Origin of the sequence: Stutzerimonas azotifigens (genome assembly GCF_013522725.1) — a bacterium.
Taxonomy (GTDB): Bacteria; Pseudomonadota; Gammaproteobacteria; order Pseudomonadales; family Pseudomonadaceae; genus Stutzerimonas; species Stutzerimonas azotifigens_A.
In genome coordinates, this window is record NZ_JAAMRF010000004.1 from 161,361 (window position 1) to 177,645 (window position 16,285).

At 64.4% G+C, this 16,285-nt stretch carries 11 protein-coding genes; 10 read left to right on the forward strand and 1 reads right to left on the reverse strand.

From position 1 onward, the window contains the following. Positions 1–67 precede the first annotated feature (67 nt). The 3 genes from G7026_RS09395 to rarD all read left to right on the forward strand — a co-directional run bounded on the left by G7026_RS09395 (position 68) and on the right by rarD (position 4,470). On the forward strand, positions 68–2,743 hold the full coding sequence (locus G7026_RS09395) for a putative bifunctional diguanylate cyclase/phosphodiesterase (protein ID WP_181070507.1): 2,676 nt from the start codon (positions 68–70) through the stop codon (positions 2,741–2,743). Positions 2,744–2,825: 82 nt separating this feature from the next. Beyond that, positions 2,826–3,494: a peptide-methionine (S)-S-oxide reductase MsrA gene (gene msrA / locus G7026_RS09400; protein ID WP_181070508.1), complete on the forward strand. Its 669-nt coding sequence runs from the start codon at positions 2,826–2,828 to the stop codon at positions 3,492–3,494. Between the two features lie 85 nt (positions 3,495–3,579). Then, a complete protein-coding gene (gene rarD, locus G7026_RS09405; RefSeq protein ID WP_181070509.1) occupies positions 3,580–4,470 on the forward strand; it encodes an EamA family transporter RarD in 891 nt (296 codons plus the stop codon). Here rarD and G7026_RS09410 read toward each other — a convergent pair whose 3' ends face one another. Continuing rightward, the gene (locus G7026_RS09410; protein WP_181070510.1) at positions 4,471–4,989 is read right to left on the reverse strand and encodes a glycine cleavage system protein R; all 519 of its coding nucleotides are present in this window, start codon (positions 4,987–4,989) and stop codon (positions 4,471–4,473) included. It lies immediately after the preceding gene. Between the two features lie 373 nt (positions 4,990–5,362). On the opposite strand from G7026_RS09410, the gene G7026_RS09415 reads away from it, so the two are divergent. The 7 genes from G7026_RS09415 to rbbA all read left to right on the forward strand — a co-directional run bounded on the left by G7026_RS09415 (position 5,363) and on the right by rbbA (position 16,284). Continuing rightward, positions 5,363–7,297 carry a putative nucleotidyltransferase substrate binding domain-containing protein gene (locus G7026_RS09415; RefSeq protein WP_181070511.1) on the forward strand — a complete coding sequence of 645 codons (1,935 nt, stop codon included), beginning with the start codon at positions 5,363–5,365 and terminating at the stop codon, positions 7,295–7,297. Then, positions 7,294–8,001 carry a 3'-5' exonuclease gene (locus G7026_RS09420; RefSeq protein ID WP_181070512.1) on the forward strand — a complete coding sequence of 236 codons (708 nt, stop codon included), beginning with the start codon at positions 7,294–7,296 and terminating at the stop codon, positions 7,999–8,001. Before G7026_RS09415 ends, G7026_RS09420 begins: the two co-directional genes overlap by 4 nt. 168 nt (positions 8,002–8,169) lie before the next feature. Beyond that, positions 8,170–10,392 (forward strand): TonB-dependent receptor, encoded by a 2,223-nt coding sequence (locus G7026_RS09425; protein WP_181070513.1) that lies wholly within the window; start codon positions 8,170–8,172, stop codon positions 10,390–10,392. A gap of 66 nt (positions 10,393–10,458) precedes the next feature. Beyond that, entirely contained in the window at positions 10,459–11,580 is a 1,122-nt protein-coding gene (locus G7026_RS09430) for a PepSY-associated TM helix domain-containing protein (RefSeq protein ID WP_181070514.1), read from the forward strand. Further along, positions 11,577–11,759 (forward strand): hypothetical protein, encoded by a 183-nt coding sequence (locus tag G7026_RS09435; protein ID WP_181070515.1) that lies wholly within the window; start codon positions 11,577–11,579, stop codon positions 11,757–11,759. Before G7026_RS09430 ends, G7026_RS09435 begins: the two co-directional genes overlap by 4 nt. A gap of 782 nt (positions 11,760–12,541) precedes the next feature. Beyond that, positions 12,542–13,555 (forward strand): HlyD family secretion protein, encoded by a 1,014-nt coding sequence (locus G7026_RS09440; RefSeq protein WP_375138198.1) that lies wholly within the window; start codon positions 12,542–12,544, stop codon positions 13,553–13,555. Continuing rightward, positions 13,552–16,284 (forward strand): ribosome-associated ATPase/putative transporter RbbA, encoded by a 2,733-nt coding sequence (rbbA, locus tag G7026_RS09445; RefSeq protein WP_181070517.1) that lies wholly within the window; start codon positions 13,552–13,554, stop codon positions 16,282–16,284. The genes G7026_RS09440 and rbbA overlap by 4 nt, the downstream gene beginning before the upstream one ends. Position 16,285 lies beyond the last annotated feature (1 nt).

Consider the following 16,285-nt stretch of genomic DNA (forward strand, 5'->3'; position numbering starts at 1 on the left):
TTGCTAAGGTTTAATATTATTGGGCCATCAGCCCGATACGGTCAGCATACTGGAAGCGATCCGTTCGATGATAATACATACCGATGCCGCCAGCCGTCCGGCGACCGAGGTTGTGACGCAGTTGCCAGTGCCGTCCAGGCTGGGAATGCTGCGCTTCGAACGTTTGAACGAGCCCAGTTGGGCTCTGCTTTTTCTCGACCCGATGTGCGAACGCCAGTTCGGCCTAGCGGCTGCCGAGGTCTGCTCGCTCATCGGATCGCCATACGCCAGCCTGATGGAGCCGGAAGTCCGGCACCAGCGGCACGACGAGATCCAGAAACAGCTGGCCGACGAGCCCCACTATCAGGTCAGCTACCGCCTGCACACGCCACGAGGTGTGCTCAACATGTTGGAAATCGGCGAGCCCTATCAACAGCACGGAAGGCAGCTGCTACGCGGCTACCTGCTGGCCGCCGAACAGGCACTGGAAGCCTCCGAGCAGGACTCGCAGAATCAGAACGCCCGTCTGCGTGCCTCGCTGGCGCTGTACCAACATGCTCAGCAGGAGCACATGCAGCACCTCGTCAGATCGCGCGCCCAGCAGGCCTTGATCGCCCAGCTGGCACGCCACCGTTACAGTTCCGGCAACCCGTCCCATGAAGCGGCCCAGCTTATTACCCAGGCGGCCTGCGATGCGTACGAGCTGTCGTCAGCCAGCATCTGGCTGCTCAACGACACCCGCCTGGAGCCGGTCGCACTCTATCGCTGCGAAGACGGTAGCCATGAGCTGCCACCAGCCATCGATACCGCACTCTGCCCCCGTTACCTCGAAGCCCTGCACAGCGGACGCTCGATCGATGCCGGCGATGCCCAGCGCGATCTGCGTACCTGCGAGCTGGCCGATCATTACTTGCCACAGGACGTGGCGTCCCGACTGGATGCGAGCATCCGCATCGGCGGCGACATGGTGGGCGTGCTCTGCCTAGAACAGGCCGGCGCGGCACGAACCTGGCAGAGCGATGAAATCGCCTTCGCTGGCGAACTGGCGGACCAGTACGCGCAGGTGCTTGCGAACCAGCAACGCTTGAGCGCCACTCACGCGCTGCACCTGTTCAAGCGGGCCGTGGAGCAGAGCGCCAGCGCCTTCATCCTGGTCGATCGCGATGGCCTGGTGGAATATGCCAACCCGAGCTTCACCTCCATCACCCAATACAACCTCGACGAGGTCCAGGGCCGCCACCTGTCCGAGATGCCGGCGCTCGAAAACCTGGCCGAATTACTGTTCGATGCCAAATCGGTCTTGGCACATAACAACAGCTGGCAGGGCGAGTTCCGGAGTCGACGCAAGAACCTGGAGCCCTACTGGGGCCAGTTGTCGATTTCCAAGGTATTCGCCGAAAACGGCGAGCTCACCCACTACATCGGCATCTACGAAGACGTCACCCAAGGCAAGCTGGCCCAACAGCATATCGAGCGCCTGGCCTATACCGACAACCTCACCAGCCTTGGCAATAGGCCGCATTTCATTCGCAGCCTGGAGGAGCGGTTCGTCAACGAGCAGCCGCCGCGGCTGTCCCTGCTATTGGTCGACATCGACAACTTCAAGCGAATCAACGACAGCCTCGGCCACCAGACCGGCGACAAACTGCTAATCAGCCTCGCCCGCCGGCTGCGCAACAGCATGAGCCGCGACAGCGTGCTGGCGCGTTTTGCCAGCAACGAATTCGCCATCCTTCTCGATGACATGGACGTGGAAGAAGGGCAACAGCTGGCCAGCCAGGTCTTGCTTATGCTCGACAAGCCGATGTTCGTCGACGGTCAGCTGATCAGCGTGAGCGGCTCGGTCGGCCTGGCCTGCGCGCCGCTGCACGGGCGCGATCCGCAAACCCTGATGAAGCACGCCGGTCTCGCCCTGCACAAGGCCAAGGCCAACGGCAAGCACCAGGTGCAGGTGTTCACCGAAGCGCTCAACGCCGAAGCCAATTACAAGCTGTTCGTGGAAAACAACCTGCGCCGCGCCCTGACCCAGAACGAACTGGAAGTCTTCTATCAACCCAAGCTCAGCCTGCGCACCGGCAAGCTCCAAGGTATGGAAGCCTTGCTGCGCTGGCGTCACCCGGAAAAGGGCATGATTCAGCCCGATCAGTTCATCGGCGTGGCCGAGGAAACCGGGCTGATCATCCCGATCGGCAAATGGGTCGTGCGGCAGGCCTGTCGGATGAGCATGCAGCTGGCCGCGCTGGGCCTGGGCAACCTGCCGGTGGCCATCAACGTCTCGCCCAAGCAGTTCTCCGACCCGGACCTGCTCGCCTCTATCGCCGCGATCCTGGCCGAAGAGCAGATCGCCCCTGCGTTGCTCGAACTCGAATTGACCGAAAGCTTACTGCTCGACGCCACCGAAGGCACCCGCCAGCAGCTGCTCGGCCTCAAGGCGCTGGGGCTGACATTGGCGATGGATGACTTTGGCACCGGCTACTCCTCGCTGAGCTACCTGAAGAAATTTCCCATCGATGTGATCAAGATCGATCGCAGTTTCATCAAGGACATCCCGGACAGCCAGGACGACATGGAAATCACCTCCGCGGTGATCGCCATGGCTCACAACCTCAAGCTCAAGGTGGTCGCCGAGGGCATCGAGACAGCCTCGCAACTGGCCTTCCTGCGGCGCCACCGCTGCGATATCGGCCAGGGCTACTTGTTCGACAAGGCAATTCCCGGCAGGGATCTGGTCGAGCGCCTTCGTCACTATAGGTTGCGCGGCTGACCTGCGGCGCGCCTTCAGGCTTCTCTCCACGCACGCACTCTTGTAGCGTAGGGGCTTTCCCTGCCGACAATCGAGGTCGTCCATGGTCCTGCGATCGCAAATTCTGGTTGATAAACAAGCGCTGCCAAGCGCCGAGCAGGCGCTTCCTGGCCGCTCGACGCCCATGCCGGTGCCCGAAGCCCACTATGTCAACGGCAACGCCCTGCAAGGGCCCTTCCCAGCCGGAATGCAGCAGGCCGTTTTCGGCATGGGCTGTTTCTGGGGCGTCGAGCGCCTGTTCTGGCAACAGCCTGGTGTCTGGACCACCGCAGCCGGTTATGCCGGTGGCCTGACGCCCAATCCGACCTACGAGGAAGTTTGCTCCGGCCTGACCGGACACACCGAAGTGGTACTGGTGGTGTTCGATCCGGCGCAGACCAGCTACGAAGCCTTGCTCAAACTGTTCTGGGAAGCGCACAACCCGACCCAGGGTATGCGCCAGGGCAATGATCTGGGCACCCAGTACCGTTCGGCGATCTACTGCCTCGACGCCGAACAAAAGTCAGCAGCAGAAGCCAGCCGTGAGGCCTTCCAGGCCGAGCTCGAGCGCGCCGGCCATAGCGAGATCACCACTGAAATCGCCGACGCACCGACGTTCTATTACGCCGAGGCCTACCATCAACAATATCTAGCCAAAAACCCCAACGGCTATTGCGGCCTGGGCGGCACCGGCGTCTGCCTGCCGCCGCAACTCGCCGGCACGCCGGCCTGACCTTATCCGGTGCTAGCGCTACGCAGACAACAGTTGGATTCCGGCGCACAATAGCTGGCTTCCAACTGCTTGCGATCATCCTTCCATGGCAACCGCCGACCTGCGCAAGGGCTACCTCCTGGGCCTTGCCGCATACCTGATCTGGGGCCTGTTCCCGCTCTACTTCAAACTGCTCACCGTGTTCGATCCGATGCTTATCGTCACCCAGCGAGCGATATGGTCAGCGCTGTTCGGTGCGCTCGCGTTGTCGATCTGGAAGCATCCGGGCTGGTGGCGGGAGCTGATCGCACATCCCAGGCGTATCGCCGTTCTGGCAGTGAGTGGTCTGCTGATCGCCAGCAACTGGCTGATCTATGTCTGGGCGGTGAACAACGACCATATGGTCGAGGCCAGCCTCGGTTACTACATCAATCCGCTGGTCAACGTGCTGCTGGGCCTGGTGCTGCTGCGCGAGCGGCTGCGCCCGCTGCAGTGGCTGGCGGTTGCGCTCGCCGCCTTGGGCGTGGCGCAACAAGTGTTCACCCTCGGCCAACTGCCCTGGGTGTCGATGGTGCTGGCATTGACGTTCAGCGTCTATGGGCTGCTGCGCAAGCAGGCGCCGGTGGCTGCGCTGCCGGGCCTGGTGGTGGAGACCTGGCTGTTGCTGCCCGTGGCGTTGGCCTGGCTGATGTTTTCCGGGCACAGCGAATATGCCGAGCCCGCGCAATGGCAGCGCGTGGAAACGCTCTGGCTGATCGCCGCCGGGCCGGTCACGCTGATACCGTTGCTGTGCTTCAACGCCGCCGCACGCCATCTGCCCTATTCCACGCTCGGGTTTCTTCAATACATCGCGCCGACGCTGATTCTGATCCTGGCGGTGCAGGTCTTCCATGAACCCTTCCCGGCCGACAAGCTGGTCGCCTTCGTCTTCATCTGGGCGGGGTTGCTGGTATACAGCTTCGACACCTGGCGACTCCTGCGTCGCCGGGGAGTCTGATCACTCCGCTGGCTGCAGCTCCAGCTCGACCATAAGATCATCTGCCAGCGTCTCCAGGCGCGCCTGCAGCTGTTCCAGCGACAGCTGCGGCGGCACCGCAAGCCGAGCCTCGGCATGGAACAGCAGCTCACTGCTCATCGGCGCAGGCAACACGTCGGTGTCCAGACTTTCCAGATTGACGCCCTGTTCGGCCAAAACGCGGCTGATGTCACGCACGATACCTGGGCGATCATTCCCCACCAGCCGCAGCTGGATGACCTGCCAGCCGCTCTGCGGCTCGCTGCCGCTGGGCGCCAGTAATACGCGGATGCCTTGGCCGCTGAGCCCCTCGAGGGCGTCGACCAGAGGCGCGGGGTCATCGCCCGGCACCGCCACCCGCAGAATGCCGGCGAACTGCCCAGCCATCCGCGACATGCGACTTTCCAGCCAGTTGCCGCCCTGCCCGGCGATGCAGTCGGCGATGCGCCCGACCAGCCCGGGCTGGTCCTCGGCGATGATGGTCAGTACCAAGTGATTCATGAGTGATCCTCGCAAATGGTCGATACGGTTGACGCGACAGCGCTGGCGCGCCCGCCAATGCCTGATTAAAGCAGGCACGCCGGCGCCATGCTATTTGCCCAGACGCTCATGCAATATTCGCCGTCGAGCACCACAAAAAGCCATTGACCGCCGCTTGAGCGCGTTGCAGGCGCTCGGCTAGACGCTGCATGCCCGGCCTGCACCAGGAAAAAAGCCGACGTCCGCGTCGGCTTTTTTTTGCGCGCAAATCGCACCTGGTGCCGCCGGGTAGCAGCGGACGATCCGCACAGCTCGCTGTCTTCACTAGACTTACGTCCAATGGGCGACCCGCGGGCTCCTCGCCAAGATCAAAAACAAAAATGGAAAGCCAGCCATGAGCAAAGCCGATGCCTTCGCCGAGGCGGGGAAAACTGCAGTGCTGCAGAACATCCACGGCACCATGGAGTTCCTGCGTCGATACCCGCCGTTCAACCAGATGGAAAGCGCCCACCTGGCGTTTCTGGTGGAGAACTGCCAGCTGCGCTTCTACAGCGCCGGGGAATCGATCATCAAACCCGACGACGGCCCGGTCGAGCATTTCTATATCGTCAAGCAGGGCCGAGTGCATGGGGAGCGGCCACATTCAGCCAGGCGTGGGACGGAGACCACCTTCGAGATCACCGCGGGCGAATGCTTCCCGATGGCCGCGCTGATCGGCGAGCGCGCGACCCGTACCGAGCACCTGGCGGCTGACGACACCTTCTGCCTGCTGCTCAACAAGCCGGCCTTCATCAAGCTCTTCGCCCTCTCCGGGCCGCTGCGTGATTTCGCTCTGCGCGGCGTCAGCAGCCTGCTCGAGCAAGTCAACCAGCAGGTGCAGTTGCGCGCGGTGGAAAGCCTCGGCGCGCAGTATTCGCTCGATACCCGCCTCGGCAGCCTGGCCCTGCAGAAGCCGGTGTCCTGCCCGCCTTCGACGCCACTCAACGAAGCGGTGCGGACCATGCACGAGCAGCATGTCGGCAGCATCGTCATCGTCGACGACGAGCGCCGGCCGCTGGGCATCTTCACCCTGCGCGACCTGCGCCGGGTCATTGCCGATGGCGCCTGTGACCTCAGCCAGCCCATCGAGGGGCTGATGACACAGGAGCCTTTCCACCTGCCGCCGGATGCCACGGCGTTCGACGCGGCGATCGCCATGACCGAGCGCCATATCGCCCACGTCTGCGTGGTCAGCGACGGCAAGCTGCGGGGGGTGGTCTCCGAGCGAGACCTGTTCTCCCTGCAGCGCGTGGACCTGGTGCACATGGCGCGGACCATCCGCAATGCGTCGCGGGTGCAGACGCTGGCGGCCATGCGCAGCGACATTCGCCAGCTGGTCGACAACATGCTGGCGCACGGCGCCTCGTCCACCCAGATCACCCACATCATCACCCTGCTCAACGACCACACCGTCTGCCGCGTGATCGAGCTGGCGATCGAGGAGCTGGGTGACCCCGGCGTACCCTTCACCTGGCTCTGCTTCGGCAGCGAAGGGCGACGCGAGCAGACACTGCACACCGACCAGGACAACGGCATCCTGTTCGAGGCCGAGGATGCCGCCGAAGCGGCCAGCATCCGCGGTCGGCTGCTGCCGCTGGCCGAACGCATCAACCACGACCTGGCCACCTGCGGCTTCACCCTGTGCAAGGGCAACATCATGGCGGGCAATCCGCAGCTGTGCCTGTCTCGCCTGGAATGGGGCAAGCGCTTCAGGACCTTCGTGCGCGAGTCGACGCCGGAAAACCTGCTCGGCTGCACCATCTACTTCGACCTGCGCTCCGTGTGGGGCCCGGCCGATGGCTGCGAGCAGCTGCGCCACGCCCTGCTCGAGGAAATCCAGAGCAACAGCCTGTTCCAGCGCATGCTGGCCGAAACCGCACTGCGCCATCGCCCGCCGGTGGGCCGCTTCCGCGACTTTTTGGTGGCGCGCAAGGGGGCAGAGAAAGACACCCTGGACCTGAAAGTGCAGGGACTGACGCCTTTCGTCGACGGTGCCAGGCTGCTAGCCCTGAGCCACGGGATCGGCGCGACCAATACCCTCGAACGCCTGCGCCTGCTGGTCGACGCCAAGGTGATCGACGCCAAGGACGGCGCCGCCTACGAGGAGGCCTACCACTTCATCCAGCAGACCCGGATGCAGGAACACCAGAATCAGGCACGGCTGGGCCAGCCCTACTCCAACCGCCTCGACCCGGACAACCTCAACCACCTGGATCGGCGCATCCTGCGCGAATCCTTCCGCCAGGCCCAGCGCCTGCAGAGCAGCCTCGCCCTGCGTTATCAGCTATGAATTTTCCCTGGTTCAACAAGCCGCAGCAGAAGGCGCTGGATGCCGAGCAGCAACGCCGGCTGGCGGAGCTGCCGGAGCCCGATCCGCTGGACGACCGCCCGCTGCCCCAGCAACGCCTGGTGGTGCTCGATCTGGAAACCAGCGGCCTGAACACCAAGCGAGACCTGGTGCTGTCGATCGGTGCCGTAGTCATCGAGGACGGCGGTATCGATCTCGGCGAGCAGTTCGAGCGGACTCTCTACCGGCCCGATCAAAAAGTCAGCGAAAGTGTGCTCATCCACGGCATCGCCCCGAGCGCGCTGGCGCTGGGTAGCGAACCGGCCGATGCCCTGCTGGATTTCATGGCGTTCGTCGGCACCAGTCCCGTGCTCGCCTTTCACGCCGGCTTCGACCAGCGGATGCTTGCCCGCGCCCTGAGGCAGACGCTGGGTTACCGGCTGCGCCATTCCTTCCTCGACGTGGCCGAACTGGCCCCAATGCTCTGTCCCGACGAGTGCCCGCGCAACGGCGGACTGGACGATTGGGCAAAGCGTTTCAATCTGCAGGTCCAGCAGCGCCACCACGCCAGCGCCGACGCCCTGGTGACCGCCGAGCTGGCCCTGATCCTGTTCAGCCGCGCTCGGCGGCAGGGTTTGGACAATCTTGCCACCTTGCACGAACAGCTGAATCAGTGGAGGCGCCGCAAGCAGGCTCATTCGCTCTGAAATCCACGGTCCAAGAAGGCCGAGCCAAGGCCCTCGCCGACCCGACTGGGCCAGATAGAAACAATGTTGCGAATCGTTATCACCATGCCTATAGTTGCGGCCTTACACCTGCCGCTCGACGCCGATCGGCAGTGCTTTCCATCACTGGACCACGCCACAGGCCTCCCAATGCCCAGCATCCATCCGTCGCGTCTTTCGGGTCACGGTTTCGCCCTTCTGCCCCTCTGCCTGGCCGTCAGCCTTGCCGCCACTCCGGCCATGGCGCAGGAGCAACCTGCCAATGCGCCAGCATCGAGCGAGCCAGTCGAGTTGTCCGACACAACCGTGGTCGCCGCCGACGCCTCGGCAGGCGGTCTGACCCAGCCCTACGCGGGCGAGCAGGTTGCACGCGGCGGTCGGGTGGGGATCCTCGGCAATCAGGACTACATGGATACGCCGTTCACCTCAACGGCCTATACCTCTCAGCTGATCCAGGATCAGCAGGCGCGCAGCGTGTCGGACATCATGCAGAACGATCCATCGGTACGCGTGGCGCGCGGTTTCGGCAACATGCAGGAGCTGTATGTAGTCCGCGGTTTTCCGCTCTTTTCAGACGACATTTCCTACAACGGCCTGTATGGGTTGCTACCGCGCCAGTACGTTGCAGCCGAATTCATCGAGCGTGCGGAAGTCTTCCGTGGCGCCAGTGCTTTCCTCAACGGCGCAGCGCCTGGCAGCACCGGTATGGGCGGCATGATCAACCTGCTGCCCAAGCGAGCGCCCAACGAGCCGCTGACGCGCCTGACTCTGGGCGCGGAAAATGGCGGTCAAGGCGTCGCGGCGGCCGACATCGGCCGCCGCTTCGGTGAGGGCAATCGCTTCGGCGTGCGTCTGAATGCGGCCAAGCATGACGGCGACACTACGATCGACGACGAAAGCCGCACGCTCGATATGTTCGCCCTCGGCCTGGACTACCAGGGCGACAATTTCCGTCTGTCCGCCGACATCGGTCACCAATATCATTTCCTCGATACCCCACGCCCGAGCGTGACGCCCGTAGGCGCTATCCCCAGCGCACCGGATGCCAAGGACAACTTTGGCCAACCCTGGACCTATTCGAAGGAGAAGCAGACGTTCGGCACCTTCCGCGCCGAGTACGATTTCTCCAACTCGATGACGGGCTGGCTGGCCGCCGGCGTACGCGATGGAGAGGAAAGGAATCGACTGGCAGGCCCAAGCTATGCCGGCCCTGGCGCCACCACGTTCTCGCGCTTCGACAACAGCCGGGAGGACAAGGTGTCGACCGGGGAAATCGGACTGCGCGGTATGGCCCTGACGGGCACGGTCAGCCACCAATGGGTCGTGTCGGCCGCCACGTTCCATTCGGAGGAACGCAACGCCTGGGCCATGTCGGGGAACTTCGCCGGGGATCTATACGACCCGTTCGACGCAGCCCTTCCGCCGATTACCTTCAGCGGGGGCTCCATGTCCGATCCCAAGCGCTCCCAGCGAGTTCAGACCCAGAGCCTGGCCATCGCCGACACCCTCGGCTTCCTCGATGACCGCCTGCTGGTCACCCTCGGTGCCCGTCGCCAGGGCATCGAAACCAGGAACTACGACAACGACACCGGCAATCGCACCTCGAAAGACAACCGCTATGAAACCACCCCGGTCGCGGGCGTGGTCTACAAGCTGACCGATGAGCTGTCGGCCTATGCGAACTACATCGAGGGCCTGGCCAGAGGCGATACAGCGCCTGGCACCACCACGCTTCCCGATGGAACGATCGTACCTGTGGACAACGCCGGTCAGTCACTGGAACCGCATGTCACCAAGCAGACCGAAGTCGGTCTCAAGTACGACGGCGGCTTCCTGGGCGGGAGCCTGGCGGTCTTCAACACCGAGAGGCCGTTCGGTGTCCTCTCCGACCGGGTCTTCCGCGAAGGCGGAGAACAGCGCAATCGCGGTATTGAACTGAGCATGTTTGGCGAGCCCGTTTTCGGCGTGCGCGTCCTGGGTGGCCTGACATTGCTCGACAGCGAGCTGACAAAAACGCAAGACGGCATCGATGAAGGCAACCATGCCATCGGCGTACCGCGCGCCCAGGCCAATATCGGCGGGGAATGGGACGTACCAGGATTACCGGGACTGACCCTGACCAGCCGGGTCGTCTATACCAGCAGCCAGTACGTGAATACTGCCAACGACCTGGAAATCCCATCCTGGACCCGGCTGGATCTCGGCGCACGCTACCGCATGACCATCGAAGATCGTGACGTCACCCTGCGCGCCCGTCTGGACAATGCCACCGGCCGCGATTACTGGGCCTCCACGGGGGGCTATCCGGGTTCCAACTACCTCGTCCTTGGTGCGCCACGCACCCTCTCCGTCAGCGCAACGATCGACTTCTGATCGCCCAGCACCGAGCCGATGGACCAGGGCCGCTCACGACGAGCGGCCCTTTATTTTTGGACAGTCATGAAAAGCACCACCATCCGCCGCTGGTCCTTCATCCACACCTGGACCAGCCTCATCTGCACCCTGTTCATCTTGCTGCTGGCCGTGACCGGCCTGCCGCTGATCTTTCACCATGAGCTCGAACACCTGCTCGGCGAGGCGCCGCAGCTGCGTGAGATGCCGGCCGATACGCCGCAGCTGAGCCTGCAGCAGCTGGTCCAGGCCGCCGAGCGGCATCGCCCAGGCGAGGTCATGCAGTACATGGGCTGGGACGAGGACGACCCGAATGGCGTCGTCGCGATCATGGCGGCGACCGCCGCGACCGAGCCGAACTCGTCGCATACCTTCATGCTCGATGCGCGCACCGCAGAAGCCGTGGAGATGCCGGCCGCCAATGGCGGGCTGCTGATGTTCTTCCTGCGCATGCACGTGGACATGTTCGCCGGGCTGCCCGGCAAGCTGCTGCTGGCCTTCATGGGCATCCTCTTCGTCATCGCGATCATCTCGGGCGTGGTGCTCTATGCGCCCTTCATGCGCCGGCTGGAGTTCGCCCAGGTGCGCCACGAGAAATCCACCCGCACCCGCTGGCTGGACCTTCACAACCTGATCGGTATCGTCACGCTCAGCTGGGTCTGCGCGGTGGGCGTGACCGGCGTGATCAGCGCCACCGCCGACCTGCTGATCGCGGCGTGGCGCAGCGAGTCGCTGATGGCAATGGTCGCGCCCTACCGCGACCTGCCTCCTCCAGAGCGCCTTGCGCCACCGGACAGGCTGCTGCAGATCGCCGGCGAGGCGACGCCCGGCATGGAGGTGGATTTCATCGCCTTTCCGGGTACGCGCTTCTCCAGCGAGCACCACTACGCGGTATTCATGAAAGGCAGCACGCACCTGACCTCGCACCTGTCGAAGCCGGTGCTGATCGACGCCCAGACCCTCGAGGTCACGGCCGTCGGCGAGCGCCCCTGGTACATGGACGCGCTGGCACTGTCCTCGCCGTTGCACTTCGGCGACTACGGCGGGCTGCCGATGCAGCTTCTGTGGGCGGTGCTCGACGTGCTGACCATCGTCGTGCTGGTCAGCGGGCTCTACCTCTGGTGGGCTCGCCGGCGCAACGCCAGCGTCGGCCGCGCGGTGCTGCAATGAGCTGGCGCCGTTCTACCTTTCTACTGCCCACGCTGATCGCCCTGCTGAGCGCTTTCGGCCTGTTCGCCGCCCTGCTCGGCGACGGCTTGTGGGACGCGCCTGCCTGGCTCGGGCTGGGCATTCCCGCAGTGCTGGGGACCTGGCCCCTGTTGAGGCGGCGCAAGAAGCTCCCACGCTGACGAGGGTCTCTTGCGCAGCGGGTCGCCGCAGCCGCTGCGCAGGGCTATCGACACAACCAGCCCGACTGCCTTCTGCACTACCGCCTCACCATGACCGTTCGGGCGTGGAGGCAAATTGGCCGACGCATGGCTCCCGGCGGCGGTCAGAGCATCATTGGCGGTACTTAGCGGATGACAGCGCCTGCTGGCCGAACAGGGTGCTGTTACGCGCCGCATCGAAGTGCCCATGAACCTGTCCGATGCCTATCCCGCTCATCGCTTTCTCGCACTCAATGGCCCGGGAAGAATGCTGGCCCTCAGACGCTTTCGATGATCCAAATCATGGCAGGCCTTGCGAAGGTCTAGGATCGTACTGAGGACAATCCTGAGGCGTCCCGGCATTGGCGGAGGAAAGTGTCATGTCGAAGGATCAACCGGTACTGAATCGTCACGCTCGACGGACTTCGGTTGACGGGATCGACCCGCGGATCGCTGCAGCGAGGCCGCTTCACGGAGATGCCGGGAAAGAGCTGACCCGCCCCATGCGTGTACAGCTGGCAAGCCCGACGCCGACACCAGGCATTACGCCCAGGCACCCCAATGACACGGCGTGAGCGCGCATCAGTGCCCACATCAGCATTCGCCGGAACGGCTGATCGGCGGTTTCGGTGCGGTCCTGCTTCTCGGGTCCCGTACTGCAGCACAACGCATGCCTCACGGCAGAACATGAAGGTGACGCAATGGATCTGAAAGGAAAGAAGAAACTGGCCAAGATCCTGATCGCGGCCGCGGTTCTAGCCGGGATGGCCGTACTGATCTGGATGGAATTGCGCCCCAGCGGCCTCGGTGACGGCTTCGCCAGCGCCAATGGCCGGATCGAGGCCACCGAAGTGGACGTCGCCAGCAAGCTCGCCGGCCGGCTCCTGGATATCCTCGTCGACGAGGGGGACTTCGTCGAAGCCGGACAGACACTGGCGCGCATGGACACCCAAGTGCTTGAAGCCCAGCTGAGCCAGGCCGAGGCCGGGGTTCGCAAGGCACAGAACGCCATACGCACGGCAAACGCCCAGGTGACGCTGCGCATCAGCGAGAAGGCGACCGCCGAAGCGGTCGTGCATCAGCGCCAGGCCGAGCTGGAGGCCTCCCGCAAGCGCCATCAGCGCACGGAAACACTGGTCGCGCGCAACGCCCTGGCCCGCCAGCAACTCGATGATGACCTCGCCGCCTACCAGAGCGCCCAGGCCGCTCTCAGCGCGGCCCGCTCCCAGGTATTGTCGGCCCAGGCGGGCATCGAGGCCGCGCAGTCACAGGTCATCGAAGCCGAATCCGCCCAGGAGGCCGAACAGGCCAGCGTCCGGCGTCTGCAGGCCGACATCGAGGACAGCCAGCTCAAGGCGCCACGCGCTGGCCGGGTGCAATACCGCATCGCCCAGCCCGGCGAGGTGCTGGCCGCGGGCGGCAGGGTCCTCAACCTGGTCGATCTCAACGATGTCTACATGAACGTCTTCCTGCCTGCTCAGCAGGCGGGGCGCGTCGCGCTCGGCTCGGACGTGCGACTGGTCCTGGATGCCGCCCCCCAGTATGTGATCCCGGCGAAGATCACCTTCGTCGCCAGCGTCGCGCAGTTCACGCCCAAGACCGTGGAAACCGCCAGCGAACGGGAAAAACTGATGTTCCGGGTCAAGGCGCGCATCGATCCGCAGCTGCTCAAGGAGCATCTCGAACAGGTCAAGACCGGCTTGCCCGGCATGGCTTACCTGAAACTCGACGCCGCCGCCGAGTGGCCCGAAGCGCTGCAGACCCGGGTCGAGCAATGACCGCGAACACTGCTTCGGTGGCGCGGCTGGAGGGCGTCGGTCTGCATTACGGGGCGACGGCGGCGCTGGACGGCATCACCCTCGACATCCCCGCCAATCGCATGATCGGCCTGATCGGTCCGGACGGGGTCGGCAAGTCCAGCCTGCTGGCGCTGATAGCCGGTGCGCGCCGGATACAGGATGGCGCGATTCGGGTGCTCGACGGTGACATGGCCGATCCCGCCCACCGACGCGAGGTCTGCCCGCGTATCGCCTACATGCCGCAGGGGCTGGGCAAGAACCTCTACCCCACGCTGACCGTGTTCGAGAATCTCGACTTCTTTGGCCGCCTGTTCGGCCAGGACGCCGAGGAGCGCCAGGCGCGAATTGCCGATCTGACCCGCAGCACCGGTCTGGCGCCCTTTACCGAACGCCCGGCCGGCAAGCTCTCCGGCGGCATGAAGCAGAAGCTCGGGCTGTGCTGCGCGCTGATCCACGACCCCGACCTGCTGATCCTCGACGAGCCCACCACCGGCGTCGACCCGCTGGCGCGCAACCAGTTCTGGGAGCTGATCGAGCGCATCCGCCAGCGCCGCCCCGGGATGAGCGTGATCGTCGCCACCGCCTACATGGACGAGGCCCAACGCTTCGACTGGCTGGTGGCCATGGACGACGGCAAGGTGCTGGATACCGGCACGCCGCAGGCGTTGCTCGAGCGCACCGGCAGCGACAGCCTGGAGGAAGCCTTCATCGCCCTGCTGCCGGAAGCGAAGCGCCGCGGCCACCAGGCGCTGGTGATCCCGCCGCGCCAGCGCGCCACCGGCAAGGACGCGATCGCCATCGAGGCCCACGGCTTGACCTGCCGCTTCGGCGACTTCGTAGCCGTGGACCACGTGGACTTTCGCATCGAGCGCGGGGAGATCTTCGGTTTCCTCGGCTCCAACGGGTGTGGCAAGTCCACCACCATGAAGATGCTCACCGGCCTGCAACCGGCCACCGAAGGGGAAGCCTTCCTGTTCGGTCAGCCTGTGGACCCAAGGGACATCGAGACCCGACGACGGGTCGGCTACATGTCCCAGGCGTTCTCGCTGTACAGCGAACTGACGGTGTTGCAGAACCTCGAGCTGCATGCGCGGCTGTTCCACATTTCCGCCGAGCAGCGCCCGGCACGCGTGCAGGATATGCTTGAGCGCTTCTCCCTCGCGGGCGTCGCCGACCAGTTGCCGAGCGACCTGCCCCTCGGTGTGCGTCAGCGCCTGTCGCTGGCGGTGGCGGTGATCCACAGGCCGGAAATCCTGATCCTCGACGAACCCACCTCAGGGGTCGACCCGATCGCCCGCGACGGCTTCTGGGAGTTGCTGGTCAAGCTGTCACGCGAGGACGGCGTGACCATCTTCATTTCCACCCATTTCATGAACGAGGCGCTGCGCTGCGACCGCATGTCGATGATGCACGCCGGCCGCGTGCTGGACAGCGACACGCCGCAGGCGCTGATGGACAAGCGCGGCCTGCCGACACTGGAACAGACCTTCATCGCCTACCTGCGGGACGTCGTCGACGATGACCAGAGCGGGCCGGACACCACACCCGAGACTCCGGCACCGAGCGGCAGCGCCAGCCGGTCGCGCTTCAGCCTGCGCCGCCTGTACAGCTATGCCCAGCGCGAATCCATGGAACTGCGCCGTGACCCGATCCGCGCCACCCTGGCGCTGGCCGGCACGGTACTGCTGATGTTCATCATGGGCTATGGCATCAGCATGGACGTGGAGGACCTGAGCTACGCGGTACTGGACCGCGACCAGACCACGACCAGCGCGGCCTATGTCGAAAACATCGCCGGCTCGCGCTATTTCGTCGAAAAGGCACCACTGCGAAACTACGAAGAGCTCGACCAGCGCATGCGCACCGGCGACATCGCCCTGGCGGTGGAAATCCCGCCCGGCTTCGGCCGTGATCTCAAGCGCGGGGACGTGCCGGAGATCGGTTTCTGGATCGATGGCGCCATGCCGACACGGGCCAACACGATTCAAGGCTACGTGCAGGGCATCCACCAGAGCTATCTGCAGCAGCTCGCCCAGCAGGCGACCCAGGGCGCGACGAGCGCATCGTACGACGTCGCCCTGCGCTACCGCTACAACCCCGATGTGAGGAGCCTTCCGGCCATGGTGCCGGCAGTCATCCCGATCCTGCTGATGATGATCCCGGCGATGCTGACCGCGCTCGGCGTGGTCCGCGAAAAGGAGCTCGGCTCGATCACCAATTTCTACGTCACGCCGGTCACCCGCCTGGAGTTTCTGCTCGGCAAACAGCTGCCTTACGTCGCCCTGGGCATGGTCAACTTCTTCATGCTGGTCACCCTCTCGGTGCTGGTATTCGACGTGCCGATCAAGGGCAGCATGCTGTCGCTGACCATCGGCGCGCTGCTGTACGTGTTCTGCGCCACGGGCCTCGGCCTGCTGATCTCGGCCGCGCTCAACAGCCAGATCGCCGCGATCTTCGGCACCGCCATCGCCACCCTGGTACCCGCCACCCAGTTCTCCGGCCTGCTCCACCCCGTGTCGGCGATGGAGGGCGCCAGCGCCCTGATCGGGCACCTCTACCCGACCAGCCATTTCCTGACCATCAGCCGGGGCGTGTTCTCCAAGGCCCTCGGCCTGCCAGACCTGTACGGCTATTTCATTCCCCTGCTGCTGACCATTCCCGTGCTGATGCTGCTGAGCATCGCCGGCCTGAAGAAGCAGGAAAAATGAC

Bases quoted from the DNA above. Each gene is read 5' to 3' on its own strand.
- G7026_RS09410 (WP_181070510.1), bottom strand. From the start codon at position 4,989: ATGAATCACTTGGTACTGACCATCATCGCCGAGGACCAGCCCGGGCTG.
- G7026_RS09420 (WP_181070512.1), top strand. From the start codon at position 7,294: ATGAATTTTCCCTGGTTCAACAAGCCGCAGCAGAAGGCGCTGGATGCC.
- rarD (WP_181070509.1), top strand. From the start codon at position 3,580: ATGGCAACCGCCGACCTGCGCAAGGGCTACCTCCTGGGCCTTGCCGCA.
- G7026_RS09395 (WP_181070507.1), top strand. From the start codon at position 68: ATGATAATACATACCGATGCCGCCAGCCGTCCGGCGACCGAGGTTGTG.
- G7026_RS09435 (WP_181070515.1), top strand. From the start codon at position 11,577: ATGAGCTGGCGCCGTTCTACCTTTCTACTGCCCACGCTGATCGCCCTG.
- G7026_RS09430 (WP_181070514.1), top strand. From the start codon at position 10,459: ATGAAAAGCACCACCATCCGCCGCTGGTCCTTCATCCACACCTGGACC.
- rbbA (WP_181070517.1), top strand. From the start codon at position 13,552: ATGACCGCGAACACTGCTTCGGTGGCGCGGCTGGAGGGCGTCGGTCTG.
- G7026_RS09440 (WP_375138198.1), top strand. From the start codon at position 12,542: ATGGCCGTACTGATCTGGATGGAATTGCGCCCCAGCGGCCTCGGTGAC.
- G7026_RS09415 (WP_181070511.1), top strand. From the start codon at position 5,363: ATGAGCAAAGCCGATGCCTTCGCCGAGGCGGGGAAAACTGCAGTGCTG.
- msrA (WP_181070508.1), top strand. From the start codon at position 2,826: ATGGTCCTGCGATCGCAAATTCTGGTTGATAAACAAGCGCTGCCAAGC.
- G7026_RS09425 (WP_181070513.1), top strand. From the start codon at position 8,170: ATGCCCAGCATCCATCCGTCGCGTCTTTCGGGTCACGGTTTCGCCCTT.